The organism is Nocardia araoensis NBRC 100135, assembly GCF_000308435.1.
Taxonomy (GTDB): Bacteria; Actinomycetota; Actinomycetes; order Mycobacteriales; family Mycobacteriaceae; genus Nocardia; species Nocardia araoensis.
The window spans coordinates 40678-66513 of the sequence record NZ_BAFR01000085.1 but is presented as its reverse complement, the minus strand read 5'-3'; the positions used below and the strand labels follow the sequence as shown (position 1 = coordinate 66513).

Genomic DNA, 25836 nt, shown 5'->3' with positions numbered 1-25836 from the left:
GTGGGAGATCGTGCGGCGCGCCGAACTGGCCGACGCCGGCGAGGCGAGGGCCGCCCGTGAGTGGCTGGAGCGCAACACCGCGGGCGTGCACTACGACGGCGCCAAGCTCACCCCGGAACTGCTGGAACGCCAGATCCGCTCGTATCTGGCGGTGCGCGAGCTGATCGCCGAATGGCGCCTGGACTTCTCCGGGATCAAGGGGCAGCCCGAACTAACCCAGTATTTCGCCACCATGGACGTCACCGAGGCTTTCCTCAACGATCCTTACGACTGGAACGGACCGAAACAACCGCACGTGTGCGCGACCGAGGCGGATATGGACGGCGCACTGACCATGCAGTTGCTGAAGCGGATCGCGGGGACTCCGGTGCTGTTCGCCGACGTCCGGCACTATCACGCCGATCGGGACATCTGGGATCTGTGCAATTCCGGCCAGCACGCCACCTGGTTCGCCGCCCGCAGCGACGATCCGGCGGAGAACCTGGCGAAGGTGCACTTGTATCCGGAGGTGTTCTTCTTTCCGGCGGGCGGCGCCTCGGTGCATCATCTGGCCGCGCCGGGCCGGATGACCCTCGCCCGGCTCACCCGGCTCGACGGCGACTACCGCATGCAGCTGATGCTCGGCGACTTCGAGGAATACGACGAGCAGACCAACGAAGCCCTGATGAAGCAGTCGACCCGGGAGTGGCCGCACGCGTTCGCCCGGCTGGACGCGCGCGCGGAGGATTTCCTGAACCGCTTCGGCGCCAACCACATTCACGCGGTGCCCGGTGACCACCGGGAAGCCGTCCGCGCGACGTGCGAATTGCTCGACATCACGATGGACGAGTTCACGCGGTGACGATGTTCCTCGGCATCGATATCGGGACCTCGAGTTCCAAAGGCGTGCTCACCGATGCGCGCGGCACGATCGTCGCCAGGGCCGAGCGGGCGCACGAGGTTTCCATGCCGCGCCCCGGCTGGGTCGAGCACGACGCGGAGAAGGTGTGGTGGGCGGATTTCCTCGCGCTCGCCCGTGAGCTGGTGGCGGCGTCCGACGGCGCCGCGCTCGCTGGTCTCGCGGTGTCCGGCATCGGACCGTGCCTGTTGCCCGCCGACGCGCAGGGCAGGCCGCTGCGCCCTGCCATCCTCTACGGCGTCGACACCAGGGCGAGCGCCGAGATCGCCGAGCTGAACGACGAATTCGGCGCGCAAGCCGTGCTCGAACGGGCCGGATCGCCGCTGACCAGCCAGGCCGTCGGGCCGAAAGCCCGGTGGCTGGCCCGGCACGAGCCGGACGTCGCCGCACGCACCGCGATGCTGCTGATGGCGAGTTCCTTCCTGGTGTACCGGCTCACCGGCCGGTACGTTCTCGACCACCAATCGGCCAGTCAGTGTGTCCCCCTGTACGACCTGCGCGAGCGTGCGTGGGCGAGCGACTGGGCCGAGCGGATCGTGCCGGGCCGGCCGCTGCCGGAGCTGGCCTGGCCCACCGAGATCGTGGGCCGGGTGAGCGCGGAGGCGGCGGCCGCCACCGGACTTCCGTCGGGCCTGCCCGTCACCACCGGGACCATCGATGCCTGGGCCGAGGCGGCCAGCGTCGGCGTCCGCGCTCCGGGTGACGCGATGATCATGTACGGCACCACCATGTTCCTGGTGCAGGTGCTCACCGACCCGCGCCCGCATCCCGGCCTGTGGGGCACCTGCGGCGCCTGGCCGGACACGTACACCCTCGCCGCGGGCATGGCCACCTCCGGCGCGGTCACCGACTGGCTGCGCAAGCTCGTCGGCGGCGAGTTCGCCGATCTGGTCGCCGCGGCGGCGGAGGTGCCCGCGGGCAGCAGGGGGTTGCTCGCGCTGCCGTATTTCGCCGGGGAGCGCACTCCCCTCTTCGACCCGGACGCTCGGGGCATCGTCGCGGGATTGACCCTCGGACACGGACGGGCCGAGCTCTACCGCGCGGTTCTGGAGGGCATCGCCTACGGGGTGCGGCACAACCTCGAGGCCATGACCGAAGCCGGCGGTCAGGCGGGGCGGCTGGTCGCGGTGGGCGGTGGCACCAGAGGCGGGCTGTGGACCCGGATCGTCTCCGATGTCACCGGGTTGCCGCAGCAGTTGCCCGCCGAGACCGTCGGAGCGAGCCTCGGCGACGCCCTGCTCGCCGCCGAAGCCGCCGGGATCGACACCTCGGCGTGGAATCCGGTCGTCGACACCGTGCGGCCGGATCCCGAGCGCGTCGCGAAATACGCAGAGTACTACCGGCACTACCGAGATCTGTACGATCGGACGACGACTATCGCGCATTTCCTCGCGGCCGAACAGCACCGCGCCGGAGCGGCTTACTGATCGCGAATATCCGTGCGACGATGCAGAGTTGCTCCGCGGAACGATACGAGGATTTCATGCCCACGATCACCCTGACCCAGGACGATTTCGACTCCGTCGTCACGTCGCATCCGATCGTGCGGGTGGATTGGTGGGCCGGTTGGTGTGGGCCGTGCCAGTATTTCGCTCCGGTCGACACCGAAGCCGAGGTCGCGTCGGCCGCCGCCGCGCAGGTGACGCAGTATCCGACCGTGATGGCGTTCCGCGACGGCCTGCTCGTCTACTCCGCGGCGGGCGCGCCGGCGCCGGAGGCGCTGGAAGAGGGACTGTGACCGCGCCGGGCGGTGAACTGTGGCGGCTGGACGGCACGCGAACGCGGTCGGTCAGCGCCGAGAATCCGACCGGGGCGCCCGGCGCGGGCGCGCGGGCGACCGACGGCACCGGCGCGCACGCGGCGCGGCTGCTCGGGCCCGGGTGGAAGATCTCCCCCTCGATCGCGCTCGCCCACGGCGAGACCGCCACGCTGGCCGACGTGTCCGGCCCCGGCGTGTTCCGGCATTTCTGGTTGACCACGGAACGATCCGTCCTGCGCGGGCTGACCTTGCGGATGACCTGGGACGACGCGGCACGGCCCGCGATCTCCTCGCCCCTCGGCGACTTCTTCTGCAACGGATGGGGCGAGACGGCCCTGCTGAGTTCGGAGATGGTGGTGGTCGCGCCCGCGGGCGGGTTGAACAGCTACTGGCCCATGCCGTTTCGGCACCGCGCGCGCATCACACTCGAAAACCATTGCGGCCGTGAGGTTCCAGTGTACTACCAGGCGACCTACACCGAGGAGGACGTGCCGGACGACGCCGGGTATCTGCACACCCGGTGGACGCGGACGACCGGCCTGGGGAACCCGGCCGTCCACACGATTCTCGACACGGTACGGGGGCCGGGCCGATACGTCGGCACCTACCTCGCCATCAGCCCGGGCGCACCGGGGTGGTGGGGCGAGGGCGAGGTCAAGTTCTTCCTCGACGGGGACGCCGAGCATCCGACCATTTGCGGAACGGGGACCGAGGACTATTTCGGCGGCGCGTGGAATTTCGACCTCGACGGGACATACCGGACGTATTCCACGCCCTATCTCGGGCTGCATCAGGTGCTGCCGCCGGAGCAGATCTATCGAGCGGATCAACGCTTCGGCATGTACCGCTGGCATGTGCGCGACCCGATTTGTTTCGAACGCGAACTACGCGTCACCGTGCAGGCCCTCGGATGGCAGGACGCCGAGACCTATCTCCCGCTGAAGGACGCCGATGTGGCGACCACCGCCTGGTGGTATCAGGCCTGAGCGGGGTCGTCGGCATCCGGCGGGAGCTCCGCTGCCAGCAGTTCGTCGGCGCGCGCCAGCGCCGCGTCCATGCCCGCGGTGAGATCGTCCATCACGGTCAGGCCGTCCAGCAGTCCGGCGATTTCGTCCTGCACGGCGCGCAGTTCCGCGATCGCCGGGTCGACCGGGAACCACGCGACCGAGTCGCGCCACCACGGATCGTCGGACAGCCAAGCCCACAGCACATCGCGCACCAGCACCGAGTCGGAGGTGTACATCTGGAACGACTCGGCCGCCGAACCGGCCCGGTGCTCCAGTTCGTAGACGCCGTCGGGCAACAACCTGGCCCGAATTTCGTGCAGATCGGCGCGGCTGAGTTCGAGCACGGCGTGTTCGGGCCCGGCCGGTTCGCCGAGCAGGTCGCCGAGCGCGGCCTCGGTCAGTTCCGGCAGCTGCGTCCCGTCTCCCGTGCGGATGCGCACGTCGGTGGGGTCGATGCTCATCGCGCCAGTCTGCCCGATACCGCCGCGGAATACCGGAAATGCTCCGGTGCGGGACGGCTCGGGTGCAAGGTGGTCGGTATGGAGGTGCTCCAGACGATCGGACGGTTCGCCGGATCGCGCGGCGGGCTCGTCCTGGAAATGCGAACGGTTTCGTCCGAGGTCTCGATCCGCCCGCGTGCCCAGCGCGGCGGATGCCGTATCGGCGACGCGAGCGGGCTTCGATGGGAGGCCCGATGACGACGGTGGCGGGAGTCGACAGCTCCACTCAAGCGTGCAAAGTCCTCGTCTGCGACGCCGACAGCGGTGAGGTTCTCGCGCAGGGGCGGGCTCCGCACCCGGAGGGGACCGAAGTCGCTCCGGCCGCGTGGTGGGACGCGCTGCGGACTGCGAGCGCGGGATTGCTCGACGACGTCGACGCGATAGCCGTCGCGGGACAGCAGCAGGGCTTGGTGCCATTGGACGCGGCGGGCGTCCCGGTGCGGGACGCGCTGCTGTGGAACGACATCCGCTCCGCCGATGCGGCGAAGGAACTGATCGCCGACCTCGGCGGGCCGCGGGCGTGGGCCGATGCGGTCGGCAGCGTGCCGGTGGCCGGGCTGACCGTCGCCAAACTGCGCTGGCTGGCCGACCACGAGCCGGAACTCGCCGACCGCACCGCGCACGTCGTGCTGCCGCACGACTACTTGACCTGGCGGCTCCGAGGCGGCGGACCGGGACGCATGCTCGAGCCGACCACCGACCGGGGCGACGCCTCCGGCACCGGCTATTGGTCGCCCGCCGATGGCGGCTATCGCGAGGACCTGCTCGCCATGGCCTTTCGCGGACGCCGACCGGCCCTGCCCCGAGTTCTCGGCCCGGACCAGCCCGCCGGACACACATCGTCGGGCGCACTGGTCGCCGCCGGGACCGGGGACAATGCCGGAGCCGCGTTGGGCTTGGGCATCACCGATGGCGACGTGGTCGTCTCCCTCGGCACCAGCGGGACGGCCTACACCCGCACCGATCGTCCGGCAGCCGACGCGACCGGCGCGGTCGCCGGATTCGCGGACGCCACCGGCGCGTTCCTACCGCTGGTCTGCACGCTCAACGCAGCCCGCATCCTGACCTCGACCGCCGAGCTGCTCGGCGTGGATCTGCCCACGCTGGAATCGCTGGCCGCGCAGGAGCCGCCGGGTGCGGACGGCGTGGTGCTGCTGCCCTATCTCGCCGGTGAACGCACGCCCAACCTGCCGAACGCCACGGGCAGCCTGCACGGGTTGCGGCCGGAGGCGATGCGCCCCGGCACGGTGGCCCGCGCCGCCTTCGAGGGCCTGCTGTGCCATCTCGCCGACGCGCTCGACCACCTCACCGAGATCGGCGGCGTGACGCCGCGGCGGGTGCTGCTCATCGGCGGCGCGGCGCGCTCCCGGCTGGTGGCGGCGATCGCCGCCCAGGTCTTCGGCGTCACGGTGACGGTGCCGGAACCGGCCGAGTACGTCGCGCTCGGCGCGGCCCGGCAAGCGGCATGGGCGCTCAGCGGGGCATCCCGGCCGCCGTCCTGGCCCGCATGCCCGGTCGCGGAGATTCCGCCACCGGCCGACGCCGCGACCGGACGGCAGATCCGGGCCGAATATCGGAGCACCCGCCAGGCACTCTACGGCTGACGCGGTGTTCACCGCGATCGGCCGCGCACCGGCGCAGTACCCCGTTTCCGCTCTGCGGGTCGCCGATTTTCGTCGCCGGGTGGCGCCTCGACCGCCGGAGGGGTTGGATCACCCTCGTCGAAGAGAGGTGGACGAATGATCGATACCCAGGTGCGAAGGGCGGTGACGGCGGAACGGGCGGAACTCGCCGAACTCCTGGCCGGGCTGGACGCCGAGGGCTGGGACGCGCCGACCCTGTGCGCGGGCTGGCGGGTCCGCGAAGTGGCCGCGCACATCACCATGCCGTATCGCCTGTCGAGCGCACGCTTCGCGCTGGGGATGATCGCGGCGTTCGGCAACTTCAACCGCATGGCCGACCGCACCGCCCGGCTGGACGCCGCCACGCTCAGCACCTCGGATCTGCTGAAATCGCTGTGGGACAACGTCGATCACCCCTGGCGGCCGCCGGGCGGCGGGCTGTCCAACGCGTTGAGCCACGATGTGATCCACGGGCTGGACATCACCGTGGCGCTGGGCCTGGACCGCCGGGTGCCCGAGGACCGGATGCGCTTGGTACTGGACACGGTCGATCCCAGGACCGTCAAACTGTTCGGCGCCGAACTCGGCGGCATCGAACTGCGCGCCGACGACCTGGACTTCAGCTACGGATCGGGCACGGTGTTGTCGGGGCGCGCCCAGGACCTGTTGCTCGTCCTCTGTGGCCGTAAGTTGCCCGCCGGACACCTCAGCGGCGAGCCTGCGGAGCGATTCACCGTCCGCGAGTGAACCCTTCGGTGGCGAAAGCGCGCGCTCATCGGTCGGCTTCGGCGAGTTCACGCAGGTAGGCCGCCGTTTCGTCGTCGGCGGGGAAGTATGCCTCGACCGCGATCTCGTCGAGCGTGATGTCGAAGGCGGCACCGAAGGTCGTGATCGTGCTGAAGAACGAGAGTTCCGCATCGCGGTGGCGCAGCCGGATCGGCAACACGATGTCGACGGGATCGCCGTCCGCACCGCCGAGCGAGCCATAGGAGCGCAGTTCCTCGTGCAGCGCCGCCAGCTCCCGATCCCCCGTCGCCATGACCTGGCGCGCCAAGCGGGGCAGCAGGAACGCCCGGACCTGCTCGAGGTTGCGAATCCGGTTCGCGAAACCCGCCGGGTGCAGACCGAGCCGCATCATGTTGATCGGCGGTTCCAGCAGTTCCGGATCCACGTCGTCGAAGAACACGCCGACACAGTCATTGGCCTGCACCAGATTCCAGCGCCGGTCCACTGCCAGCGCCGGATACGGTTCGTGCAGCCGCAGCACCCGCTGTACCGCGTCGCGGGCCCGCCGCAGCGCGGGGTCGTTCCAGTCGCTGCGCCGGAACTCGGGAGCGTGTCCCGCGGCGATCAGCACGCGGTTGCGCTCCCGCAGCGGGATGTCGAGCTGCTCGGCCAGGTGCAGCACCATGGCTCGGCTGGGCGTCGTGCGGCCGGTCTCGACGAAACTGACGTGCCGGGCGGACACGTCGGCCCGGATGGCCAGGTCCAGCTGGCTCAACTTGCGCCGGTGCCGCCACTCCCGCAGCAGCTCGCCGACCGGTCGATCACTGTTCATCGGCCCAGTATCACGACGCCCGGATCACCGCCGCCATTACATGCCAGGTAATCGACACCCTGGTTCGCCCGCTGCCAGTCTCGCGGCATGACGAACGACAGCGCGGCACAGCGCAACAAGGAACTGCTCTCGAACGGCTTCGCGGAGTTCGCGGCGGGCAACATGGACGTACTCCGCACGCTGCTGCACGACGACTTCCTCGAGCACAGCCCCGGAAATCCCTCCGGCAAAGAAGCTTTCCTCGAGTTCATCGCACAGGCGCCGGTGGCAGGGTCGACGCTGGAGCTGGCGCGGGTGATCGCCGACGACGAATACGTCGTCATGCACTACCGCATGGTCCCGCCGGGCGACGAAGAGCCCGACCGAGCGGTGGTCGACATCTGGCGGGTGGCCGAAGGAAAGATCGTGGAGCACTGGGATGTCGTGCAACCGGTACCCGACGCCGCGCAGATCCCGCACGGCATGTTCTGACCGGGAATCGCCTCCGATCCGATCGGGTACCGGACCGGCCGAGCACCCGATCGGATCAGCGGACCGCGCGTGCTGCGCACCGGCCGCACAACAAGCTGTCACGCCGCGAGTCGACCGACGCGACACCGGACGTCAGACGATCATCGCCCGGCCGAACGTCCTGCGGCGCGCACGAGCGCGGCCAGTGCCGCCGCCTGGGCGGAATGGGCTCGGCCACACGACCAACCGACGTGTTCGCCGCTGCGGTACTCCAGGTAGGCGATGGCGCTGTCGTCTCGCTCGATCGTCTGCTGGGCCAGGCCGAGCACCTCGACGGGAGAGCCCACCGCGGCCAGTGCCTCGGTGAGCGCCGCGACCGGGCCGCCGCTGTGGCGGGTGCGGCGCGTGATCCCGTCGACGATCAGCGTGAACTCGGTGCCAGTCTCGTCGCCGCTGGTGCGCCAGTCCTTCACAGCCAACCACGACGGATCGTCGCAGTAGATCGCCTCGAACAGATCGCGCAGTTCGGCGGCGCTGATCTCGACCCCGGTGTCGTCGGCGAGCGCCTGGACGTGCCCGGCGAAATCGATCTGCAGACGCCGTGGCAGGTCCATCCCGTATTCGGTGTGCAGCAAGTAGGCGATGCCGCCCTTGCCGGACTGGGAATTGACCCGGATCACCGCGTCGTAGCTGCGGCCGATGTCGGCGGGATCGATGGGCAGATACGGCACCTTCCAGTCGAGTGCGCGCTCCGGGATGCCCGTCGCGGCGGCGCGGGCGCGATGCTCGGCCATGCCCTTCTTGATCGCGTCCTGATGGGTGCCGGAGAACGCGGTGTGCACCAGATCGCCGACATACGGGTGGCGTTCGTGGATCGGCATCCGCGTGCAGTACTCGACGGTGCGGCGGATCTCGTCGATGTCGGAGAAGTCGATCATCGGATCGACGCCCTGCGCGTGCAGGTTCAGCGCCAGCGTCGCGATGTCGACGTTGCCGGTGCGCTCGCCGTTGCCGAAGACGCAGCCCTCGACGCGTTGCGCGCCGGCGAGCACCGCCAGTTCGGCACACGCGATGCCGGTGCCGCGATCGTTGTGCGGGTGCACCGACAGGATGACGCTCTCGCGGCGGGCCAGATTGCGGTGCATGTATTCGATCTGGTCGGCGTAGACGTTCGGAGTGGCGACCTCGACGGTGGCGGGCAGGTTGAGGATGACCGGCCGCCCCACGGTGGCGTCCCACAAGGTCGTCATCCGGTCGCAGATGTCGAGCACGTAATCGGGCTCGGTCAGGTTGAACACCTCGGGCGAGAATTCGAATCGCACGTTCGGCAGGTCCCCGGCGCAGTCCAGCACGGCGCGGCCGCCGTCGAGAATCAGCTCGCGCAGCGCAGCGCGGTCCTTGCCGAGCACGACGTCGCGCCACGCGGGAGCCGTCGCGGTGTACATGTGGATCACGACGTCGTTGGGGATACCGCGGATCGATGCGACGGTGCGCTCGATGAGGTCGCGCCGCGCCGGGGTGAAGACGGCGATCGTCACGTCTTCGGGCGCGAGATCGTCCTCGGCGATCAGGCGCACGAAGTCGAAGTCGGTCTGCGACGCCGACGGGTAACCGACCTCGATCTCCTTGTAGCCCATGGCTACCAAGAGCTCGAAGAAGCGCCGTTTGCGCGCCGGGTCCATCGGCTCGGCGAGTGCCTGATTGCCGTCGCGCAGGTCGACCGGCACCCACAGGGGCGCCTGCGTGATCCTGGCATCGGGCCAGTTCCGTTGCGTGCGGGGCACTTCCACGCGTTGGTAGATGTCCCGGTAACGGTGCGACGGCATTTGCGAGTGCCGCTGGCGATTCCACGCCGGAGCCTGCTCGGGTACCTGCCCCGCGGGCGTGTCGATGGTGGGGAAAACGGTGGTCATGGGTCTGCTTCCTGGCCGTTGCGGCCGTCACGACAAAGGTGACCGGCCACGACTCAGCCCCACGGCGGGCGGCCGGTCGTTCAGGCCCCGCCGTGGCGGCTAAGCAGAAGCATGGTGCGCATGATGGCTAGACTGTACACGACTCCTCAGACAAGTAGAGAGGTAGTAGATGATCTCGCAGGTACGGCGCCACCCGCTGGCCGCGCAGGCGGCCGAAGTGCTGCTGGCCCGGATCCAGGCGGGCGAATGGCCACTGGGTCACCGTCTGCCCGGTGAGACCACGCTGGCCGCACAGCTGGGTGTCGGACGCTCGACGCTGCGGGAAGCGATCCGCGAGCTGGCCGGAAAAGGCATCCTGGACAGCAGGCAGGGAGCGGGCGTCTTCGTGATCGCGCTCGAGGCGGCCGAGGAGTGGGACGCGGTCCTGCGACGCGCCACCATCGCCTCGGTGATCGAAGCGCGCATCGCCATCGAGGCCGAGGCCGCCGCACTGGCCGCCCAGCGGCGCACCCCCGCCGACCTGCGCACGATCCGCCGGACGCTGGCCGCGCGCGAAGCACACGGCGAGCCGGTGGCCGAGCACGTCGACGCCGATATGGCGTTCCACCGGGCGGTCATCGTGGCCGCCCACAACGACGTGCTGACCCAGTTGTTCGACAGCTTCCTACCCCGGCTGCGCCTGGCGATGATCGACATGCTCGAGATCCGCCCGGTGCGGTCGGAGTCCGCCGATCACGCCGCGCACCAGCGGCTGGCCGACGCGATCGCCGCCCGCGACCCCGCCGCAGCCGCGGAGTACAGCCGCGCCCACCTGACCACTTTGAAGGAGGTTTTCACGTGACCGAGCCGGTGCTCGAACTGACCGACGTGACCTTCCGCCGCGAGGGCAAGAAGATCATCGGCGGGATCTCGCTGACCGTGCGCGCGGGCGAACGCTGGGCGCTGCTCGGTCCCAACGGCGCGGGCAAGAGCACGCTGCTCGGCTTCTGCGGCGCCGTCACCTTCCCGACCTCGGGCTCGGTCCGGGTGCTCGGCGCGGAACTCGGCCGCGTCGAATTGCAGCAGCTGCGCCGCGGCATCGGCCAGGTGAACCCGCGCCACCCCTTGCGCTCGCCGCTGACCATCCGCGAGGTCGTGCTGACCGGCCTGACCGCGACGATCGACACCCCCATGCGCTGGACGCCGACAGCCGATCAGCTCGACCGGGCCGACGCGATGATCGACACCGTGGGCTTGACCGGAAAGGCGAAGGAGGTCTGGCCCACGCTGAGTCAAGGCGAGCGCGGCCGCACCCTGATCGCCCGAGCGCTGATCGCCGAACCCCGGCTGCTGCTGTTCGACGAGCCGTCCACCGGTCTGGATGTCGCCGCTCGCGAGCAGTTGCTGGACACCCTCGACACGCTGGACCGGACCCACCCCGACGTCGCCTCCATCCTGGTCACCCACCACTTGGAGGAACTGCCCAGCACGACGACGCACGCGTTGCTCATCGCGGGCGGCCACGCCGTCGCGGCGGGCCCGGCCCTGGAGACGATCACCACCGAGAATGTCACCGCCGCATTCGCACACCCGGTAGAGGTCCGCCACGACGACGGCCGCTGGACCGCGCGGGCGGCCCGCAAACCCACCGCGTGGCCGCAGTAGGCGCTGACCGAGGACGCCGCGACTCGACTTCGCAAAAAGAATTCGGTCGGCTATGTCGATTCGCGCCGTGGTCGTTCGATGCAGTGATGTGAGGATCGACCGATCCTGACGCCACATCGACCGAGGATGCCCAGATGCGATACATGATGCTCATCCGCCTTGACCCCGCCACTTCCCCGGAGCCGGACGAAGCGCTGATGGAACAGGTGGGCAAAGTGATCGAGGAGATGACCAAGGCGGGTGTGCTGCTGGACACCAACGGCCTGCACTCGATCGCCGAAGCCACCAGGGTCGTCCAGTCCGGCGGCAAGCAGACGGTGCTGGACGGACCGTTCACCGAATCCAAGGAGATCATCGGCGGATATTGCATTCTGCAGGTCAAGTCGAAGGAGGAGGCGGTGGAATGGACCTCCCGTTTCCTCGCCGTGCACGGACCCGAATGGGACATCGAGGTCGAGGTCCGGCAGATCGCCGAGCCCGCCTGAGCGGGCTCGGCGGATGAGCGAGCAGCCGTCCACGGCTTCGGCGCGACGCGCCGCCGAAGCCGTGACCCGGATGGAATGGCCCCGGTTGGTCGCCGGGCTCACCCGGGTGGTCGGCGATATCGGCGCCGCCGAGGAACTGGCGCAGGACGCGTTGGTCGCGGCGTTGGAGCAGTGGCCGCGCGACGGCGTGCCGCCGAACCCGGGCGGCTGGCTCATGCTCACCGCCAAGCACCGGGCGATCGATCGGGTGCGGCGCAACCGCACCTTCGCCCGCAAGCTGGAGCTGCTCGGTCGCGATCTCGTGACCGAGCAGCCGCCGCCCGCTGCGAACGACGACCCGGTCGAGGACGACCTGCTGCGGATGATGTTCACCGCCTGTCATCCGGTGCTCACCGAACCGGCGCGCGTCGCGCTGACGCTGCGGCTGCTCGGCGGGCTGACCACCGAGGAGATCGCCCGTGCATTCGTCGTGCCGGAAACGACCGTGGCGCAACGGATCGTGCGGGCGAAACGCACCATCGCCGACAAGCGACTCCCTTTCGAGGTGCCGCACGGCCCCCAGCTGGCCGAACGGTTGGCGTCGGTGCTGGCCGTGGTCTACCTGATCTTCAACGAAGGCTATGCCGCGACGGTGGGCGAGGACTGGGTCCGCGTGGAGCTGTGCCAGGACGCGTTGCGCCTGGCCCGCATGCTCGGTGAGTTGTTGCCCGCCGAGCCGGAGGCGCACGGTCTGGTCGCGCTGCTGGAGCTACAGGCTTCCCGGCTGCCCGCGCGCACCGGAACCGGCAAAGAGGTGGTGCTGCTCGACGACCAGGACCGCGCACGCTGGGATCGCTTGCTGATCCGGCGCGGACTGGCGGCCCTCGCGCGAGCGAACAGCGTGGCACGTGAGCGCGGTCTGCCGCCGGGCCGATACGCGCTGCAAGCCGCGATCGCCGCGGTGCACGCGATGGCGGCGACGCCGGAAGAGACCGATTGGCGGCGCATCGCCGGACTGTACGCCGTTCTGGCGCAACGCTTTCCCTCCCCCGTCGTGGAGCTGAATCGCGCGGTCGCGGTGAGCAAGGTGCACGGCCCTGGCGCGGGGCTGGAGCTGGTGGACGCGCTCGTCGCCGCGGGCGCCCTCGCCGGCTACCACCTGCGCTACGCCGTCCGCGGTGACCTGCTCGCCCAACTGGGCCGGTACGCGCAGGCACGCGTCGAATTCACGCGCGCGGCGGAACTGACGGGCAACAGTTCCGAGCGGGCCCTCCTGCTCGACCGGGCGGTCGCCTGCGCACAGGCCGACTGACCGCACCACGGTGGTAACGCCGCTGTAATCGCCACACCGCAAACGAGTGTGAGTATGCAACGAAATCGATTACCACCGAAGGGAATACGGCTACGTGTGGCAGCTCTATCGAGCAGTACTCCGCACCGGCGACCACCGCGTGCTCGGCTACGTCGAGGTGGGCCCGCGGCTCATGGAACACGCCAGGATCGGCCACCACCTCGTCCAAGGGATCGAACGACTGCTCACCGAACCCACCCGGGTCACCTGGGCGGGACGGGATGCACCGCCACTGCGGCAAGGCGAAAACCTCTATCGCACAGCGGGTTCGGTCGCCGCACTGCTGCCGCCGGAACACGGCGCGGTCGGCCGCTATCTGCTCAATCACGACCTGCGGATCTTCGTGGACAAGGCGACCGTACTGGAGAACGAGGCCCGTCACCGCATCCACCCACTACCCTTGCTCACCGCCGAACCCACACCGGACCCCGGCCGCACGGTGGGCGACCGCACCCTCATCGGCTCATGGGCACACGCGCTGGTCTCGGTTCGCGACACCGTGCCGGAGGGATACGAACAACGCAAGTTCGACCTGGTGGAACGCCTTTCCCGAGCCCAGCCGGACGACGGCGCCGGGAGGCGCACACGCGGATGAAGACGATCCACCGCCGGAACCTGCGCTGCCGCCGTGGCGCTCAACGTTCCGGCGGCCCCGACGAGGCCGCCGAGCCCGCACGGTGTTCGGCTTCGGCGAGTTCTTTCAGTGTCAGCAGTTGTTTGCGCATCATGAGCAGGTCACCGAGCGCCAGCCCGGCCGCGACGAGCTTCGAAGCGCCGCACCGTATCCGGACCAGAAGGCGGGTTCCACCCCCTTCCGGTCGCACCGCGTAGGTGACGCAGACTTTGCCGGAGACCAGGGTGATGTGCCTGCCCAGAACGAAGGAGACCAGCTCGAACTGGGACATGAACCGCTGCCCCACCGCCAGTTCGGTGAGCATCGGGTCGCGCCGACGCGGGCTGCGCCTGCCGAAGTGGTCCAACAGGTCGTAGCTGTACGGCGCGACGCGCAACTGGCACAGCCAGGCGTAGACGAGAGCGGGCGGCGCGGCGATGCTGATCGCTCGATCGGCTTGGAGGCCGCCTGGTTGCCGGTGGTCGCAGGGTAAGGGCGCCTCGCGTTCGGCTTCGGTGGCGCCCCACACCGTCCCCGGGATCATGCCGCCGCCGCGATCCGGCGCAGCATGTGGCGCACCGCCAGTCGGTGCCCGCCCGTGCCCACGACCAGCGCGCGATAGATCCGGCCGTGCGGGCCGGGAAAGTCGCCGTAGCTGCGCGCGCGGACGCGAGTCCGGCCCGGGCCCTCTTCGTCCAATTCGAAGATCAGCGCGTACTTCGAGAACCAGTGCTGCCCGCGCAGCGCCAGACGGTGCGGCCGAGCGACGGATTCGATGACGAACCCGGTCGGCGGCGACGGCTCGTGCGGGTCGCCGCACATGACTTTCAGCATCGCTTTCCACGCCCGGTCGCGATTCGCCTCGACCGATCTGGCATGCTCATCTATATAGGACAATCGCTCCATATAGAAGGAACGTACTAGTACATGGCGCCGCCCCGCAAGCACGACACCGACGTGATCCTCGACGCAGCACGCGCGCTGGTCCTCGCCGAAGGGCCCCGCGCGGCCAGCGTGTCGGCCATCGCCGAGGCCAGCGGAGCGCCGGTCGGCACCCTGTATCACCGCTTCGGCAACCGCAACGGCGTGCTCACCGCGGCATGGCTGCGCGCGCTGCGCCGCTTCCAGGACGGCACCCTCGCCGCCGCCGACCGGCCGGACCCGGTGGAGGCGGGCGTCGGGATGGTGCGTGCCGCCCTGCGCTTCGGCCGCGAGCTGCCCGAGGACGCCAAGCTCCTGCTCGAGCTGCGTCCCAGCGATCTGCTCGACGGCGAGCCCGACGCCGAGTTCCGCGCGACCCTGGCAGGCATGAACGCGCCGCTGATCGAGCACCTGCACCGCATCGCGCTCGCTTTGTTCGGCCGGGACGGGGATCGTGAGATCGATGCGGTCAGCCGCGCGATCGTCGATCTGCCCTACGCCGCGCTGCGCCGCCACGCCCACGCCGCGGAACTGCCCGCCTGGCTGGAGGACGACCTGACCGCCGCCGCACGCGACCTGCTGACCTCGTACCGCCCCTGACCCGGCGGCCGTGAATCAGCCGGTGATCAGCCCCGGAGTGAGTTCGTCGAGACCGGAGATGACCTTGGCGGCCAGGCCGAGCGCATCGGAAGCGGGCGGGTACTCCGGGCGCGGCGCCGCGATCACCCGCATCCCGGCCGCGTGGGCCGAGCGCAGGCCGTTGCTCGAGTCCTCGATGGCGACACAGTCGCTCGGCCGCTGACGCAGGAAGGTCGCGACCGTCAGGTAGACGTCCGGCGCAGGTTTGCCGCGATCGACCTCCTCGGTGGAGAAGGTGACGGAGAAGTACTCGATCAGACCCGTGCGGCCCAGCACCGTGTCGATGAGCGCGCGCGGCGACGAACTGGCCAGCCCGAGCGGCCAGTGCTCGCAGATCCGCTGCACGGCCTCGACCGCGCCGGGCAGCAACGGCACGCCCTCGGCGTAACGCTCTGACATCCGCTCGATCACCTCCCGCGCGACGGTCTCCGGCGGCTCGCCGACACCGAGTTCGTCGCTCAGATAGGTCGACCATTCACCGGTGCTCATCCCCATCAGCCGCTGTTGGGTGTCGGGCAGCCACCGCCCGCCTTTCTCCGCGACGTAGCCACGCCGCACCAGTTCCCAGACCGGCTCGGAGTCGATCAGGACGCCGTCCATGTCGAACACGACCGCGGTGATACCCATGCGCACAGAGCCTTTCGCCAGCCGAAGCGGTCAGAGATCCAGCGCGGCCGCGACGCGTCCGTGGCCGCCGGAACCAGGCCGATACCACCCGGGAAAGGGCGATATCCGGTCGCGCACCAGCCTAGGCGGTGACGGCCCGTGACGACGGACACAGCACCCGCGCGGCGAGCATTCGGCGGGCAACCGATAACTTGTTCTTATGAACGAACCGCAGGCCGGCGACTCGCTGCCGAGCAAGGAGCACCACGAGGGCGGGTTCCGGCCGATGACCGAGCTGATCGCCGCCCACGAGGCCGCCAAGGACGACATCTCCCGCGGCGGGCCGCACTACGGCCAGTTCATCGAGCAGGTACGCGGCCTGATGGACCGCGTCCGGCTGGCCTCGCCCTCCGACGAGCTGGCGGTGGAGGCGATCGGCATTCTCAAGGAGCTGAACGACAAGCTCGACGCCGCACGGGTGGACGAGTGGTCGACGCCCAATTGGACCCGCTTCGACCTGCCCGCCCGCGGCAACATCACCCTGCCGCCGTTCTTCATCGACCATGTCGACCCGCAGGACGGCGTGGACGCGCGCCTCACCTTCCGCACCTTCCACCTCGGCGGCAACAGCGCCGCGCACGGCGGTCAGATCGCCATCGCCTTCGACGACCTGCTCGGCATGGCGGCCGCGGTGCGCTCCGGCGCGGTGACCAGGACGGCGTCGCTCACCGTCGACTACCGCTCCATCACGCCGCTGAACACCGAACTCGAGGTGCGCGCGTGGGCCGAACGGCAGGAGGGGCGCAAGGTCTACGTGCGGGCCACCCTGCACGACGGCGACCGGCTGTGCGCGGAGGCGAACGGCTTGTTCATCGTGCTCGAGCCCGGACAGCCCTGACGAACGCTGTCGTCCTTCCGGGTGACGGTTCCGATTCGGCGGACTCCCCGCAAGCGCACCGACGATGGGATAGTCGTGCGTCCGGTCCATCGGCTCGCAGGCTGCCGTTTCGAGCGCCGTCGCGACCGCACACAGTGCGTGACTGCACAAAATGCCAGTGGGCCACGATAATTCGCTTCGGGTGAAGAAGCGCAGGTAGATGAGCCGGACGCGGCTCCAGCGCGGCCGCGCCCGCACTCGATGCAGACTCGCGTCGAATGCTCCCGCGGGCCTGCGCTTTCGGCGCTCGCCGGCCGGACGTGCCTCCGGCGAGCGCCTGCCGATCACCGCCCCGGGAAGTGTGCTTCCCGGTACGCGCCGAACCGCGCGTCCACCTGCTCGGCGGTCAGCCCGAAATCCGCGAGTGTGTAGCGGTGCGCCGGACGCGCGGCGCCCGACGTGCTCTCCGCGTGCAACGCGGTCATCGCCGCCTCGGCCGCGTCGGTCAGCGGCAACCCGAAGTGCCGGTAGATCGAGGTCACCGTGCCGATCGGGTCGGCGACGAACTCGTCGTAGTCGACGTCGCAGAACTGCGCCGCGTCGTGCCGTTTGCGGTCGGCGAGGAATCGCTCCGCGCCGCGCGCCCAGAGATCCAGCTGCGTCGCGCCGACCACCGGGCCGCGGAACTTCTCCGACCAGCCCGCCGACGCCTGCTCGTTCAAGCTGCACACCGACGCGATGATGGTGCGCGGATCGCGGTGCATCTGGATGATCAGCGCGTCCGGATAGACCTCGAAGACGGCGTCCAGTGCGAACAGGTGGCTCGGGTTCTTCAGCACCCATCGCTTGCCCGCGTCGGGCAGCCCGATCAGCTGGAGGTTGCGCCGGTGCCTGCGGTAGGCGGGCGTCCAATCCCGGTCGCGCAACCACTCGGAATAGGTGGGCAGGTAGGCCAGGCACTCGTAGGACACCGACATGGCCGACTGCCGCAGCAACTGCCAGCACTCCTCGACCTGGTCGGCGGAGATGTGGTGCACCCCCATGAACTCCGGGTGCTCGACGTGGTGCTTCTCGTAGGCGGCGGCCAGTCGCTGGTAGACCGGGTTGCTCTCCCAGGTCTCGCGCGGCGGGCGCGGCTGCGGCATCTCGGTCAGCCACATCTCCAGCCCCTGGTGCGCCGGGTCGGCGTTGAGCAGGCGGTGCACCGCCGTCGTGCCCGAGCGCGGCAGGCCGGTCACGAAGATCGGGCGCTCGATCGCCACGTCGGCGTGTTCGGGATGCTGTCGCCATGCGGCCTCGCTGAGCAGCCGGGCGATCAGCGCGCCGCGCAGGAAGGCGCGGTTCACCTTGTTGCCGAAGGGCGTGAGTTCGGCATCCTTGGCATAGGACTCGAGCAGCACTTCGAGCCCCTCGCGGTAGTCGTCGGTGCCGAAGTCGTCCAGCCCCACGACCTTGGTCGCCGAGGCATGCAGATCGTCGATGGTCCCGACGTCGTCCCTACCGATCACGGTCATCTCCTAGTGGTGGAATTCGCCTGCGTTGACGTCGAGGCACGCGCCGGTGATCGCGCGCGCCATGGCGGACGCGAAGAACACGACCGCGTCGGCGATCTCGTCGGGTTCGGGCAGTTTGCGCAGGTCGGTGGTCTTCGCGGTCTCGGCGTAGACCTCATCGGGGGTGATCCCCCGCTGCTGCGCCAGGTAGTTGAAGTACCACTTCAGGTTGTCGGCCCAGATATAGCCGGGGGCAACGGAATTCACCCGGATGCCCTTCGGCCCGAGTTCGGTGGCCAGGCTCTGCGCCAGCGCGAGCAGGCTGGCCTTGGCCATCTTGTACGGGCCGAAGGTGCGCCGCGAGTGGTGCAGCACGGCCGAGTTGATCATCACCACCGAGCCCTTGGTCTCGGCGAGGGCGGGCACGAACAACCTGGTCAGGCGCAGTGCGGCCAGCACGTTCGTCTCGAAGCCCGCGCGCACCTGGTCCAGGTCGACATCGGCGAGGTCGACGATGGGCGGGATCGCGAAGGCGTTGTTGACCAGCGTGTCGACCTTGCCGAACGCGCTGTGCGCGGCCTCGACCAGGTTGGCCGCCGCCGCCTCGTCGTTGATGTCGGTCGGCACGACCACCGCGCGCCTGCCCAGTTCGGTGATCTCCTTGGCCACCTCGGTCAGCCGCGATTCGGTGCGGGAGGCGAGCACCACGTCCGCGCCCGCCTTCGCGCTCTGCACGGCGATCGCGCGCCCCAGTCCCGGCCCGACGCCGGAGACGACGACCACTTTGTCCTGCAACAACATCAGCCGAGCATCCTCTCCGCGACGGCGACCTGACGCGCCGCGATCCGCTCGCGCCACTGCTGCGGCGTGACCCGCGCCTGTTCGTGGAACGGCAGGCGATTCGGCAGGTCCGCGACGGAGACGATCTCCACGGTGGGCCCGTCGTCGGGTTTCATCTCCCGCGACAGCCGCTGCCAGCGGAACTGGAGGTAGCCCCGGGAGTGCCCGGTGCGCTCGATCCAGTTGGCCAGGCCGGGGTCGCGCTCGCTGACCACCAGCCGGATCTTCCCGTCCGGGTCCACGTGCGCCTGGTCGGCGGTGAGGCTGGTCTGGTGGTTGATGTAGTCCAGCGACAGGTACCACATGCTGCCGAGCTGGAAGCCCTGGTAGGGCGCGTCGGATTTCGGCACCGTGATGATCATGGCCTGGTCGTCGTCCAGGTCGTAGTGACCCACCGAGGAGAACTGGGTGCTCAGCCCGCCGGGGGTGGGCCTCGGCTCGGTCAGCGTGTTCACCGGCAGGTTCAGATAGAACCACTCCGGGAAGGCCAGGAAGGTCTTCAACCGCGACACCAACATCTTGCCCGCCACGCCGTACCGCTTGGTGAGCAGATCCTTGGTCGGCGGCGGCGGCGCGTCGCCGATCCGGTCGGCGCGCTGGATGCGGATGGTGCCCGCCTTCTCCGTGGCCCAATCGCTGTGCACCTCGCGGACCACGAGCATCGCCGCGTCGGCGCCGAGGTGGATGTAGCCGGGGCGCGCCTCGCCCGGACCGAAGCGGATCTCGTAGCTCCCGTCCGGACGGATGTCGAGTTCCCGATCGTCGAAGGCGGTGAGGCTGTCGGGCACGTCGACGGGCGAATAGTTGCCGTTGAGCACCTGGAAGCTCAGGTCGCGGGTGCTGCCGCGGGTGCCGGTCACCACGTATTCGGCGTCCGGGCGCAGGTAGGAGTGGTAGTAGAGGGTGTCCGGGTTGTCCAGGCCCATCTTGGTGTAGGGGCCGGTGGACATGACGAAGAACGGGAAGTCCAGCTCGTAGGCCCAGGCCATCTGCAACGACGCGCGGATGCTGCCCGCCAGATAGTCGTAGCCCTCGACGAGGTCCTGTTCGGTGCGAATGTGCGCGGCTCCGGTGATGATCTGCTCGGCGGCGGCGATGGCGTCCGCGAACGGCTGTGTCAGCAAGGGGCTCTCCGGTGTTCCAAATATGTACCACTCTGGTACATTTCGATACGAGACAGATTAGAACGTGTTCTAGGAGTGGTCAATGGTCGGCCGTCGGTCCGCGCCCACCGCACGCGTGGTGCAGATCCTGGATTTCTTCGTCGAACAGCGCGGGAAACGCTTCGGGCTCTCCGAGCTCGCCCGCGAACTCGACCTGGCCAAACCGACCTGCTTGGGCATCCTCACCGAGCTGACCGCGGGGGGCTACCTGATGCGCGACGCCGACACCCGCACCTACGGGCTCGGGCCCGCGCTGATCGCGGCCGGCCGGGTGGCGCAGGACAGCTTCGCCATCTCCGCGCTCGCCCGCGTCGAGCTGGAGAAACTCTCCGCGCGCTACCACACCACCTGCACCGCGTCCGCGGTCGTCGGCGAGCAGATCATGGTGCTGGAGAGCACCGGTCCCGGGCTGGTGAAGGTGGGTGCGGCCTACCATTTCGCGCCGCCGGTCGGCCTGATGTACGTGCTCTGGGACACCGACGCGGCGTTCGACGCCTGGCTGGCCAAGCCGCCCGCGGTGCCGCTGCGGCAGGACGAAGCGCGCCTGCGCCAGGTCGTCGCCGAATGCCGCGACCGCGGATTCCTGGTCGAGAGCATGACCACCGCCGGACGGCGCCTGTACTCGCTGCTGGCCGGGGTCGCCGACCGCGATCTACCGCCCGAGCTGCGCGAACTGGTCGGCGAGCTGGTGACGAGCCTCGGCGAGCGGGTGTATCTGGGCTCGGATCTGCGGCCGCGCAAGGAGCACGCGGTGAGCCTGCTCGCCGCGCCGACCTACGACGGCGACGGCAGGCAGAACATGGTGCTCACGATGTACGTCGGCCGCTCGATCACCGGAGCGGAGATCACCCGCCGCGGCGCCGCGCTGGTGGCCGCCGCCGACGCGGTGACGGCGAACTCCAGCGGGCGCAAACCATTGACCAATAACCGAAACGTGTTCTAGTTTTGCGGTGTGAGCCAGTACGCGAAGTCGACGGCGAGCACCTACGAGCTGCCCCATCTGGACGCGCTCGAGGCCGAGTCGGCGCACATATTCCGTGAAGTGGCAGCGACATTCGAGCGCCCGGTGTTGCTGTTCTCCGGCGGCAAGGATTCGGTGGTGATGCTGCACCTGGCGGCCAAGGCCTTCTGGCCGGCGCCGCTGCCGTTCCCGGTGCTGCACATCGACACCGGGCACAATTTCGACGAGGTGATCGCCTACCGCGACGAGACGGTGGCGCGCCTGGGCCTGCGCCTGGTGGTCGGACGAGTGCAGGACGACATCGACGCCGGTCGGGTGGTCGAGGAGACCGGGCCGCGCGCCTCGCGCAACCGGTTGCAGACGACGACGCTGCTGCGCTCGATCCAGGAAGGAGCCTTCGACGCGGTCTTCGGCGGTGCGCGCCGCGACGAGGAGAAGGCCCGCGCCAAGGAGCGGGTGTTCAGCTTCCGCGACGAGTACGGCCAGTGGGACCCGCGCAGGCAGCGCCCCGAACTGTGGAACCTCTACAACGGCAGGCACCGCGCGGGCGAGCACATCCGCGTCTTCCCGCTGTCGAACTGGACCGAGCTGGACATCTGGAGCTATATCGCCGCCGAAGGCATCGAGCTGCCCTCGCTGTACTACGCGCACCGCAGGCCGGTGGTGCAGCGCGACGGAATGCTGTTGGCGCACACGCGTTTTCTCCAGCTGCTCGACGGCGAGGAGCCGTACGACGCGACCGTGCGGTTCCGCACCGTCGGCGACGCGACCTGCACCGGCTGTGTCGAGTCCACCGCGGCCACCCCCGCGGAGGTGGTCGCCGAGGTCGCCGCCGCGCGGGTCACCGAACGCGGGGCCACCCGCGCCGACGACCGCATCTCCGAGGCGGGGATGGAAGACCGCAAACGCGAAGGCTACTTCTGATGACGACCACACTGTTGCGCCTGGCCACCGCGGGCAGCGTCGACGACGGCAAATCGACGCTGATCGGCAGGCTGCTGTTCGACTCCAAGACGCTGTTCACCGATCAGCTCGCCGCCGTGGAGCGCACCAGCCGCGACCGCGGCGACGACTACCCGAACCTCGCGCTGCTCACCGACGGCCTGCGCGCCGAACGCGAGCAGGGCATCACCATCGACGTGGCCCATCGCTATTTCGCCACGCCCAGAAGAAAATTCATCATCGCCGACACCCCGGGGCACGTCCAGTACACCCGCAACATGGTGACCGGCGCGTCCACCGCGGACCTGGCGCTGATCCTGGTGGACGCCCGCAAGGGCGTGGTGGAGCAGACCCGCAGGCACGCGTTCCTCGCCAGTTTGCTCGGCATCCCCCACCTGGTGCTGTGCGTGAACAAGATGGACCTGGTGGGCTGGTCGCAGGAGCGGTTCGAGGAGATCCGCGAGGAGTTCGCGCGATTCGCCTCCAAACTGGACGTCTCCGATCTGACCTTCGTGCCCGTGTCGGCGCTGCACGGCGACAACATCGTGCACCGGGGCGCGAGCATGCCGTGGTATGAGGGCACGCCCCTGCTGCACCATCTCGAAGAAGTGCACATCGCCTCGGACCGCAACCTGATCGACTCGCGCTTCCCGGTGCAGTACGTCACCCGCAGCCACGCCCAAGACTTCCGCGGCTACGCGGGCACCGTGGCGGGCGGGGTGTTCAAACCGGGCGACGAAGTGGCGGTGCTGCCGTCGGGCTTCACCACCACGGTGCAGGCGATCTGGGGGCCGGGTGGCGAACCCGTCGCCGAAGCCTTCCCGCCGCAAGCGGTCACCATCCAGCTCGCCGACGAACTGGACATCTCCCGCGGCGACCTGATCTGCCGCCCGAACAACCGCCCGAGCACCGGGCGCGACCTGGACGCGATGGTGTGCTGGTTCGCCGAGGACACCCAGCTCACGCCCGGCGCGACCTATACCATCCGGCACACCACCCGCGCGGCCACCGCCGAGGTGCGCTCCCTGGACTACCGGCTGGACGTCAACACCCTGCACCGCGACGAGCACGCGCAAGCGTTGTCGCTCAACGAGATCGGCCGCGTGCAATTGCGCACCCGCCAGACCCTGCTGTTCGACCCGTACCGGCGCAACCGGGCCACCGGCAGCTTCATCCTGGTGGACGACACCACGAACAACACCGTCGCCGCCGGCATGATCACCGGCCCCACCCTGCCGTCCTCCCGGGTGGTGTGGCACTCCACCGCCGTCGAGCGTGACGAGCGCGCCACCCGCGGGCTGACGGTCTGGCTCACCGGATTGTCGGGCTCGGGGAAGTCCACCGTCGCCGTAGAACTGGAGCGCAGACTGGTGGCGGCGGGCCGCCCCGCGTTCCTCCTCGACGGCGACAACCTGCGCCACGGCTTGAACTCCGATCTCGGATTCAGCGCGGCCGATCGGGAGGAGAACGTGCGGCGCGTCGGCGAAGTGGCGAAATTGTTCGCCGAAGCCGGTGTGGTGGCCGTCGTTTCGCTGATCAGCCCCTACCGCGCCGACCGCGACCGCGTCCGCGCCGCCCACGAAGCGGCGGGCATCCCGTTCCTGGAGGTTTTCGTGGACACGCCACTGTCGGTGTGCGAGGCCCGCGACCCGAAAGGGATGTACGCCAAAGCGCGCGCGGGTGAGATCCGCGGTTTCACCGGCATCGACGATCCTTACGAAGCGCCGACCGAAGCCGAGATCGTCCTGCGACCCGACCACGGCGACCCGGCGGCGATGGCCGCGACGATCCTCGCGCGGTTGAGCCGGATGGATTGATCGGCATCGGCGCCAAATATCCGGAGATCAGCGGCGGTGCGGGCGCCGATCTCCGGATGTACCGCGTCAGCCCTGAAACGCCGCTACCTCAATCAGCGGACGATGTCCGCGCTCGGAACGATGTACAAAAAGATAATTGCCAAAGTTGCGTGGCATGCAGACACGCGAGGTCCACACCGTCGTCGACATGCCGTTCAATGTCTTGATCCCGGATCGGGCTTCGTCACCGGACCCGATGTCCCCTCCTGGCACGCGGCGTGGCCTGCTCGCGGTGATGTGCGCCTGCGTGGTGCTCGTCGTCGGGATGGTCGCCGCCATCAATCTCGCCGTCCCGATGCTCGCCGCGAGCGCGCTTCACCTGTCTGCCTCGGCGCTGGTCTGGATCGTCGACACCTACGTGATCGTCTTCGCGTGCCTGGTGATCCCAGGCGGTGCCGCCGGGGATCGCCTCGGGCGCAAGGGAGTGCTGCTCATCGGGCTGGTGCTGTTCGCGGCGGGCGCACTGATCTCCGCGCTCGCACCGAACGTGGCGCTGCTGCTGGCGGGCCGTGCGATCACCGGAGTCGGCGCCGCCGCCGTGCTGCCCAACACCCTTTCGGTCCTGCTGCACGCAGTCCCTGCCGAACGCAAGGGCGCGACCATCGCCACCTGGGCCTCGATGACGGGCATCGGCGGAGTCGTCGGCAACGTCGGCGGCGGGTCGATCCTGTCGGGCGGATCGTGGCGGTGGATGTTCGCTGCCGCCGTGCCGATCTGCCTGGTTCTCGCCGCGCTGGTGGGACGCGTCGCGCCGGTGTCGCCGCGCCATGATCGCCGCCTCGACCCGATCGGCACGGTGCTGCTCGTCGGTGCGTCGGTCGCGCTGCTGCTCGGCATCGTGCAAGGGCCGGAGGCGGGGTGGGACAGCGTGGTGGTCGTGTCCGGGTTCGTCTGCGCCGCTGTGCTGTTCGCCGTGTGGACGGTCGTGGAACTGAAGGTCGAGCACCCGCTGCTGGATCCCCGGTTGTTCCGAGTACCCGGCCTGCGCAGTGCCTGCCTCGGGATGACGGCGGTCTTCTTCGGCATGTTCGCGCTGTTCTATGTCAACGCGTCGTTCTTGCAGTACGCCAAGGGATTCGGCGTTCTGCGCACCGGGCTGGGGATCGTGCCGCTGACCATCCCGATCATCCTCGGCGCACGACACGCCGGACGCGTCTCGAGACACATCGGCCTCGACGCGACCATCGCACTGGCCTTCGCGTTCCTCGGCTGCGGACTGATCGGACTGTCCACCAGCGGTACGCAGACGTCCTACGTCGCCTACGCGACGTGGCCCGTGGTCACCGGAATCGGTGTGGCACTGGCGCTTCCGACGCTGTCCGGCGCCATCGCCGGTTCGCTGCCGCCGGAGCAAGCCGGAGTCGGAGCGGGACTGCAAGCCACCACCCGGGAATTCGGCAGCGCCTTGGGCGTCGCCGTCATCGGCACGGTGCTCACCGCACGGTTCGCCGCCGCCCTGCCGCCGGACATCCGCGCCGGCCATTCCCCGCACACCGTGGCCGAAGCCCTCGCCTCGACCGCCCCCGATCGCGCCACCGAAGTGATAACGGCGTTCGTCTCGGGCGCGGACGCCGGACTCCGCGCGATCGGCGTGACCGTACTCGTCCTCGGCGGGCTGGTGGTGCTGCAGTCTGCGCTGTCCCGGCGGAGGGGGCCCGTCGCCGGTTGATCAGCGGACGATATCGACATATCGGGTGCGGTAGTCCGACAACCATCGGACAGCTTTCCCCCAAATAGCCGCCATCAGCTCAATATGCGG

Annotated in this window: 27 protein-coding genes; 18 read left to right on the top strand and 9 right to left on the bottom strand. The window is 69.4% G+C overall.

Going from position 1 to position 25836, the window contains the following annotated elements; all coding sequences use genetic code 11:
- The 4 genes from ON21_RS11470 to ON21_RS11455 all read left to right on the top strand — a co-directional run.
- The coding region (locus tag ON21_RS11470; RefSeq protein WP_039797797.1) for an L-fucose/L-arabinose isomerase family protein at positions 1-841 on the top strand (841 nt) is incomplete at its 5' end.
- A gap of 2 nt (positions 842-843) precedes the next feature.
- A complete protein-coding gene (locus tag ON21_RS11465; RefSeq protein WP_039797783.1) occupies positions 844-2325 on the top strand; it encodes an FGGY-family carbohydrate kinase in 1482 nt (493 codons plus the stop codon).
- A gap of 56 nt (positions 2326-2381) precedes the next feature.
- Positions 2382-2636, top strand: coding sequence for a thioredoxin family protein (locus tag ON21_RS11460; RefSeq protein ID WP_039797796.1), 255 nt, complete (start codon positions 2382-2384; stop codon positions 2634-2636).
- Entirely contained in the window at positions 2633-3643 is a 1011-nt protein-coding gene (locus ON21_RS11455; RefSeq protein ID WP_051020692.1) for a glycoside hydrolase family 172 protein, read from the top strand. Before ON21_RS11460 ends, ON21_RS11455 begins: the two co-directional genes overlap by 4 nt.
- Here ON21_RS11455 and ON21_RS11450 read toward each other — a convergent pair.
- Positions 3634-4125: a hypothetical protein gene (locus ON21_RS11450; RefSeq protein WP_039797781.1), complete on the bottom strand. Its 492-nt coding sequence runs from the start codon at positions 4123-4125 to the stop codon at positions 3634-3636. The genes ON21_RS11455 and ON21_RS11450 overlap by 10 nt on opposite strands.
- A gap of 233 nt (positions 4126-4358) precedes the next feature.
- Here ON21_RS11450 and xylB point away from each other — a divergent pair, with 233 nt between their 5' ends.
- Together xylB and ON21_RS11440 are read left to right on the top strand one after the other, a co-directional pair.
- A complete protein-coding gene (gene xylB / locus ON21_RS11445) occupies positions 4359-5768 on the top strand; it encodes a xylulokinase (RefSeq protein WP_039797778.1) in 1410 nt (469 codons plus the stop codon).
- Positions 5769-5903: 135 nt separating this feature from the next.
- Positions 5904-6533: a maleylpyruvate isomerase family mycothiol-dependent enzyme gene (locus ON21_RS11440; RefSeq protein ID WP_051020691.1), complete on the top strand. Its 630-nt coding sequence runs from the start codon at positions 5904-5906 to the stop codon at positions 6531-6533.
- Between the two features lie 25 nt (positions 6534-6558).
- Here ON21_RS11440 and ON21_RS11435 read toward each other — a convergent pair whose 3' ends face one another.
- Positions 6559-7344: a helix-turn-helix domain-containing protein gene (locus ON21_RS11435; protein WP_039797777.1), complete on the bottom strand. Its 786-nt coding sequence runs from the start codon at positions 7342-7344 to the stop codon at positions 6559-6561.
- 87 nt (positions 7345-7431) lie between these two features.
- On the opposite strand from ON21_RS11435, the gene ON21_RS11430 reads away from it, so the two are divergent.
- Entirely contained in the window at positions 7432-7815 is a 384-nt protein-coding gene (locus tag ON21_RS11430) for a nuclear transport factor 2 family protein (protein WP_039797775.1), read from the top strand.
- 140 nt (positions 7816-7955) lie between these two features.
- On the opposite strand, the gene ON21_RS11425 is transcribed toward ON21_RS11430, so the two are convergent.
- Positions 7956-9620 (bottom strand): 2-isopropylmalate synthase, encoded by a 1665-nt coding sequence (locus tag ON21_RS11425; RefSeq protein ID WP_039797793.1) that lies wholly within the window; start codon positions 9618-9620, stop codon positions 7956-7958.
- Positions 9621-9876: 256 nt separating this feature from the next.
- Here ON21_RS11425 and ON21_RS11420 point away from each other — a divergent pair, with 256 nt between their 5' ends.
- From ON21_RS11420 to ON21_RS11400, 5 genes are all read left to right on the top strand, one after another.
- On the top strand, positions 9877-10548 hold the full coding sequence (locus ON21_RS11420) for a FadR/GntR family transcriptional regulator (RefSeq protein WP_039797774.1): 672 nt from the start codon (positions 9877-9879) through the stop codon (positions 10546-10548).
- The gene (locus ON21_RS11415; RefSeq protein WP_039797773.1) at positions 10545-11351 is read left to right on the top strand and encodes an ABC transporter ATP-binding protein; all 807 of its coding nucleotides are present in this window, start codon (positions 10545-10547) and stop codon (positions 11349-11351) included. Before ON21_RS11420 ends, ON21_RS11415 begins: the two co-directional genes overlap by 4 nt.
- A 134-nt stretch (positions 11352-11485) precedes the next feature.
- Complete coding sequence (locus ON21_RS11410) at positions 11486-11836, top strand: YciI family protein (protein WP_039797771.1); 351 nt, start codon at positions 11486-11488, stop codon at positions 11834-11836.
- A 13-nt stretch (positions 11837-11849) separates the two neighbouring features.
- The gene (locus tag ON21_RS11405) at positions 11850-13127 is read left to right on the top strand and encodes an RNA polymerase sigma factor (RefSeq protein ID WP_039797769.1); all 1278 of its coding nucleotides are present in this window, start codon (positions 11850-11852) and stop codon (positions 13125-13127) included.
- Between the two features lie 94 nt (positions 13128-13221).
- Positions 13222-13761 carry a hypothetical protein gene (locus ON21_RS11400; RefSeq protein ID WP_039797768.1) on the top strand — a complete coding sequence of 180 codons (540 nt, stop codon included), beginning with the start codon at positions 13222-13224 and terminating at the stop codon, positions 13759-13761.
- A gap of 40 nt (positions 13762-13801) precedes the next feature.
- On the opposite strand, the gene ON21_RS11395 is transcribed toward ON21_RS11400, so the two are convergent.
- Both ON21_RS11395 and ON21_RS11390 read right to left on the bottom strand, forming a co-directional pair.
- Complete coding sequence (locus ON21_RS11395; RefSeq protein WP_039797767.1) at positions 13802-14323, bottom strand: hypothetical protein; 522 nt, start codon at positions 14321-14323, stop codon at positions 13802-13804.
- Entirely contained in the window at positions 14320-14613 is a 294-nt protein-coding gene (locus ON21_RS11390) for a hypothetical protein (RefSeq protein ID WP_245562550.1), read from the bottom strand. The genes ON21_RS11395 and ON21_RS11390 overlap by 4 nt, the downstream gene beginning before the upstream one ends.
- Before the next feature lie 93 nt (positions 14614-14706).
- On the opposite strand from ON21_RS11390, the gene ON21_RS11385 reads away from it, so the two are divergent.
- Positions 14707-15300, top strand: a complete 594-nt coding sequence (locus ON21_RS11385; protein WP_039797764.1) for a TetR/AcrR family transcriptional regulator — start codon at positions 14707-14709, stop codon at positions 15298-15300.
- 15 nt (positions 15301-15315) lie between these two features.
- On the opposite strand, the gene ON21_RS11380 is transcribed toward ON21_RS11385, so the two are convergent.
- Positions 15316-15966 carry an HAD family hydrolase gene (locus tag ON21_RS11380; protein WP_039797763.1) on the bottom strand — a complete coding sequence of 217 codons (651 nt, stop codon included), beginning with the start codon at positions 15964-15966 and terminating at the stop codon, positions 15316-15318.
- 199 nt (positions 15967-16165) lie between these two features.
- Between ON21_RS11380 and ON21_RS11375 the strand changes: the two genes are divergently transcribed.
- Positions 16166-16843, top strand: coding sequence for a PaaI family thioesterase (locus tag ON21_RS11375; protein ID WP_039797761.1), 678 nt, complete (start codon positions 16166-16168; stop codon positions 16841-16843).
- A gap of 323 nt (positions 16844-17166) precedes the next feature.
- Here the strand turns inward: ON21_RS11375 and ON21_RS11370 are convergent, their stop codons facing one another.
- Genes ON21_RS11370 through ON21_RS11360 form a run of 3 tightly spaced genes read right to left on the bottom strand, consistent with a single transcriptional unit; the run spans position 17167 to position 20279 of the window.
- The gene (locus ON21_RS11370) at positions 17167-18336 is read right to left on the bottom strand and encodes a sulfotransferase family protein (RefSeq protein WP_039797759.1); all 1170 of its coding nucleotides are present in this window, start codon (positions 18334-18336) and stop codon (positions 17167-17169) included.
- Positions 18337-18339: 3 nt separating this feature from the next.
- Positions 18340-19116 carry an SDR family oxidoreductase gene (locus tag ON21_RS11365; protein WP_039797758.1) on the bottom strand — a complete coding sequence of 259 codons (777 nt, stop codon included), beginning with the start codon at positions 19114-19116 and terminating at the stop codon, positions 18340-18342.
- Positions 19116-20279 (bottom strand): hypothetical protein, encoded by a 1164-nt coding sequence (locus ON21_RS11360; protein WP_039797757.1) that lies wholly within the window; start codon positions 20277-20279, stop codon positions 19116-19118. Before ON21_RS11360 ends, ON21_RS11365 begins: the two co-directional genes overlap by 1 nt.
- An 82-nt stretch (positions 20280-20361) precedes the next feature.
- Between ON21_RS11360 and ON21_RS11355 the strand changes: the two genes are divergently transcribed.
- The 4 genes from ON21_RS11355 to ON21_RS11340 all read left to right on the top strand — a co-directional run bounded on the left by ON21_RS11355 (position 20362) and on the right by ON21_RS11340 (position 25746).
- A complete protein-coding gene (locus ON21_RS11355) occupies positions 20362-21261 on the top strand; it encodes a helix-turn-helix domain-containing protein (protein WP_039797756.1) in 900 nt (299 codons plus the stop codon).
- A gap of 9 nt (positions 21262-21270) precedes the next feature.
- Positions 21271-22203: a sulfate adenylyltransferase subunit CysD gene (cysD, locus tag ON21_RS11350; protein ID WP_039797755.1), complete on the top strand. Its 933-nt coding sequence runs from the start codon at positions 21271-21273 to the stop codon at positions 22201-22203.
- A complete protein-coding gene (cysC, locus tag ON21_RS11345) occupies positions 22203-24038 on the top strand; it encodes an adenylyl-sulfate kinase (protein ID WP_039797754.1) in 1836 nt (611 codons plus the stop codon). The genes cysD and cysC overlap by 1 nt, the downstream gene beginning before the upstream one ends.
- Positions 24039-24192: 154 nt before the next feature.
- Complete coding sequence (locus ON21_RS11340) at positions 24193-25746, top strand: MFS transporter (RefSeq protein ID WP_245562549.1); 1554 nt, start codon at positions 24193-24195, stop codon at positions 25744-25746.
- Positions 25747-25836 lie beyond the last annotated feature (90 nt).

Excerpts from the sequence above, each read along its gene's own strand:
- ON21_RS11405 (WP_039797769.1), top strand. The coding sequence starts at position 11,850 with ATGAGCGAGCAGCCGTCCACGGCTTCGGCGCGACGCGCCGCCGAAGCC.
- ON21_RS11465 (WP_039797783.1), top strand. The coding sequence starts at position 844 with ATGTTCCTCGGCATCGATATCGGGACCTCGAGTTCCAAAGGCGTGCTC.
- ON21_RS11435 (WP_039797777.1), bottom strand. The coding sequence starts at position 7,344 with ATGAACAGTGATCGACCGGTCGGCGAGCTGCTGCGGGAGTGGCGGCAC.
- ON21_RS11395 (WP_039797767.1), bottom strand. The coding sequence starts at position 14,323 with ATGATCCCGGGGACGGTGTGGGGCGCCACCGAAGCCGAACGCGAGGCG.
- ON21_RS11365 (WP_039797758.1), bottom strand. The coding sequence starts at position 19,116 with ATGTTGTTGCAGGACAAAGTGGTCGTCGTCTCCGGCGTCGGGCCGGGA.
- ON21_RS11390 (WP_245562550.1), bottom strand. The coding sequence starts at position 14,613 with ATGCTGAAAGTCATGTGCGGCGACCCGCACGAGCCGTCGCCGCCGACC.
- ON21_RS11420 (WP_039797774.1), top strand. The coding sequence starts at position 9,877 with ATGATCTCGCAGGTACGGCGCCACCCGCTGGCCGCGCAGGCGGCCGAA.
- ON21_RS11450 (WP_039797781.1), bottom strand. The coding sequence starts at position 4,125 with ATGAGCATCGACCCCACCGACGTGCGCATCCGCACGGGAGACGGGACG.
- ON21_RS11355 (WP_039797756.1), top strand. The coding sequence starts at position 20,362 with ATGGTCGGCCGTCGGTCCGCGCCCACCGCACGCGTGGTGCAGATCCTG.
- ON21_RS11425 (WP_039797793.1), bottom strand. The coding sequence starts at position 9,620 with ATGCCGTCGCACCGTTACCGGGACATCTACCAACGCGTGGAAGTGCCC.
- ON21_RS11375 (WP_039797761.1), top strand. The coding sequence starts at position 16,166 with ATGAACGAACCGCAGGCCGGCGACTCGCTGCCGAGCAAGGAGCACCAC.
- ON21_RS11370 (WP_039797759.1), bottom strand. The coding sequence starts at position 18,336 with ATGACCGTGATCGGTAGGGACGACGTCGGGACCATCGACGATCTGCAT.
- ON21_RS11440 (WP_051020691.1), top strand. The coding sequence starts at position 5,904 with ATGATCGATACCCAGGTGCGAAGGGCGGTGACGGCGGAACGGGCGGAA.
- xylB (WP_039797778.1), top strand. The coding sequence starts at position 4,359 with ATGACGACGGTGGCGGGAGTCGACAGCTCCACTCAAGCGTGCAAAGTC.
- cysC (WP_039797754.1), top strand. The coding sequence starts at position 22,203 with ATGACGACCACACTGTTGCGCCTGGCCACCGCGGGCAGCGTCGACGAC.
- ON21_RS11385 (WP_039797764.1), top strand. The coding sequence starts at position 14,707 with ATGGCGCCGCCCCGCAAGCACGACACCGACGTGATCCTCGACGCAGCA.
- ON21_RS11380 (WP_039797763.1), bottom strand. The coding sequence starts at position 15,966 with ATGGGTATCACCGCGGTCGTGTTCGACATGGACGGCGTCCTGATCGAC.
- ON21_RS11460 (WP_039797796.1), top strand. The coding sequence starts at position 2,382 with ATGCCCACGATCACCCTGACCCAGGACGATTTCGACTCCGTCGTCACG.
- ON21_RS11430 (WP_039797775.1), top strand. The coding sequence starts at position 7,432 with ATGACGAACGACAGCGCGGCACAGCGCAACAAGGAACTGCTCTCGAAC.
- ON21_RS11410 (WP_039797771.1), top strand. The coding sequence starts at position 11,486 with ATGCGATACATGATGCTCATCCGCCTTGACCCCGCCACTTCCCCGGAG.
- ON21_RS11340 (WP_245562549.1), top strand. The coding sequence starts at position 24,193 with ATGCAGACACGCGAGGTCCACACCGTCGTCGACATGCCGTTCAATGTC.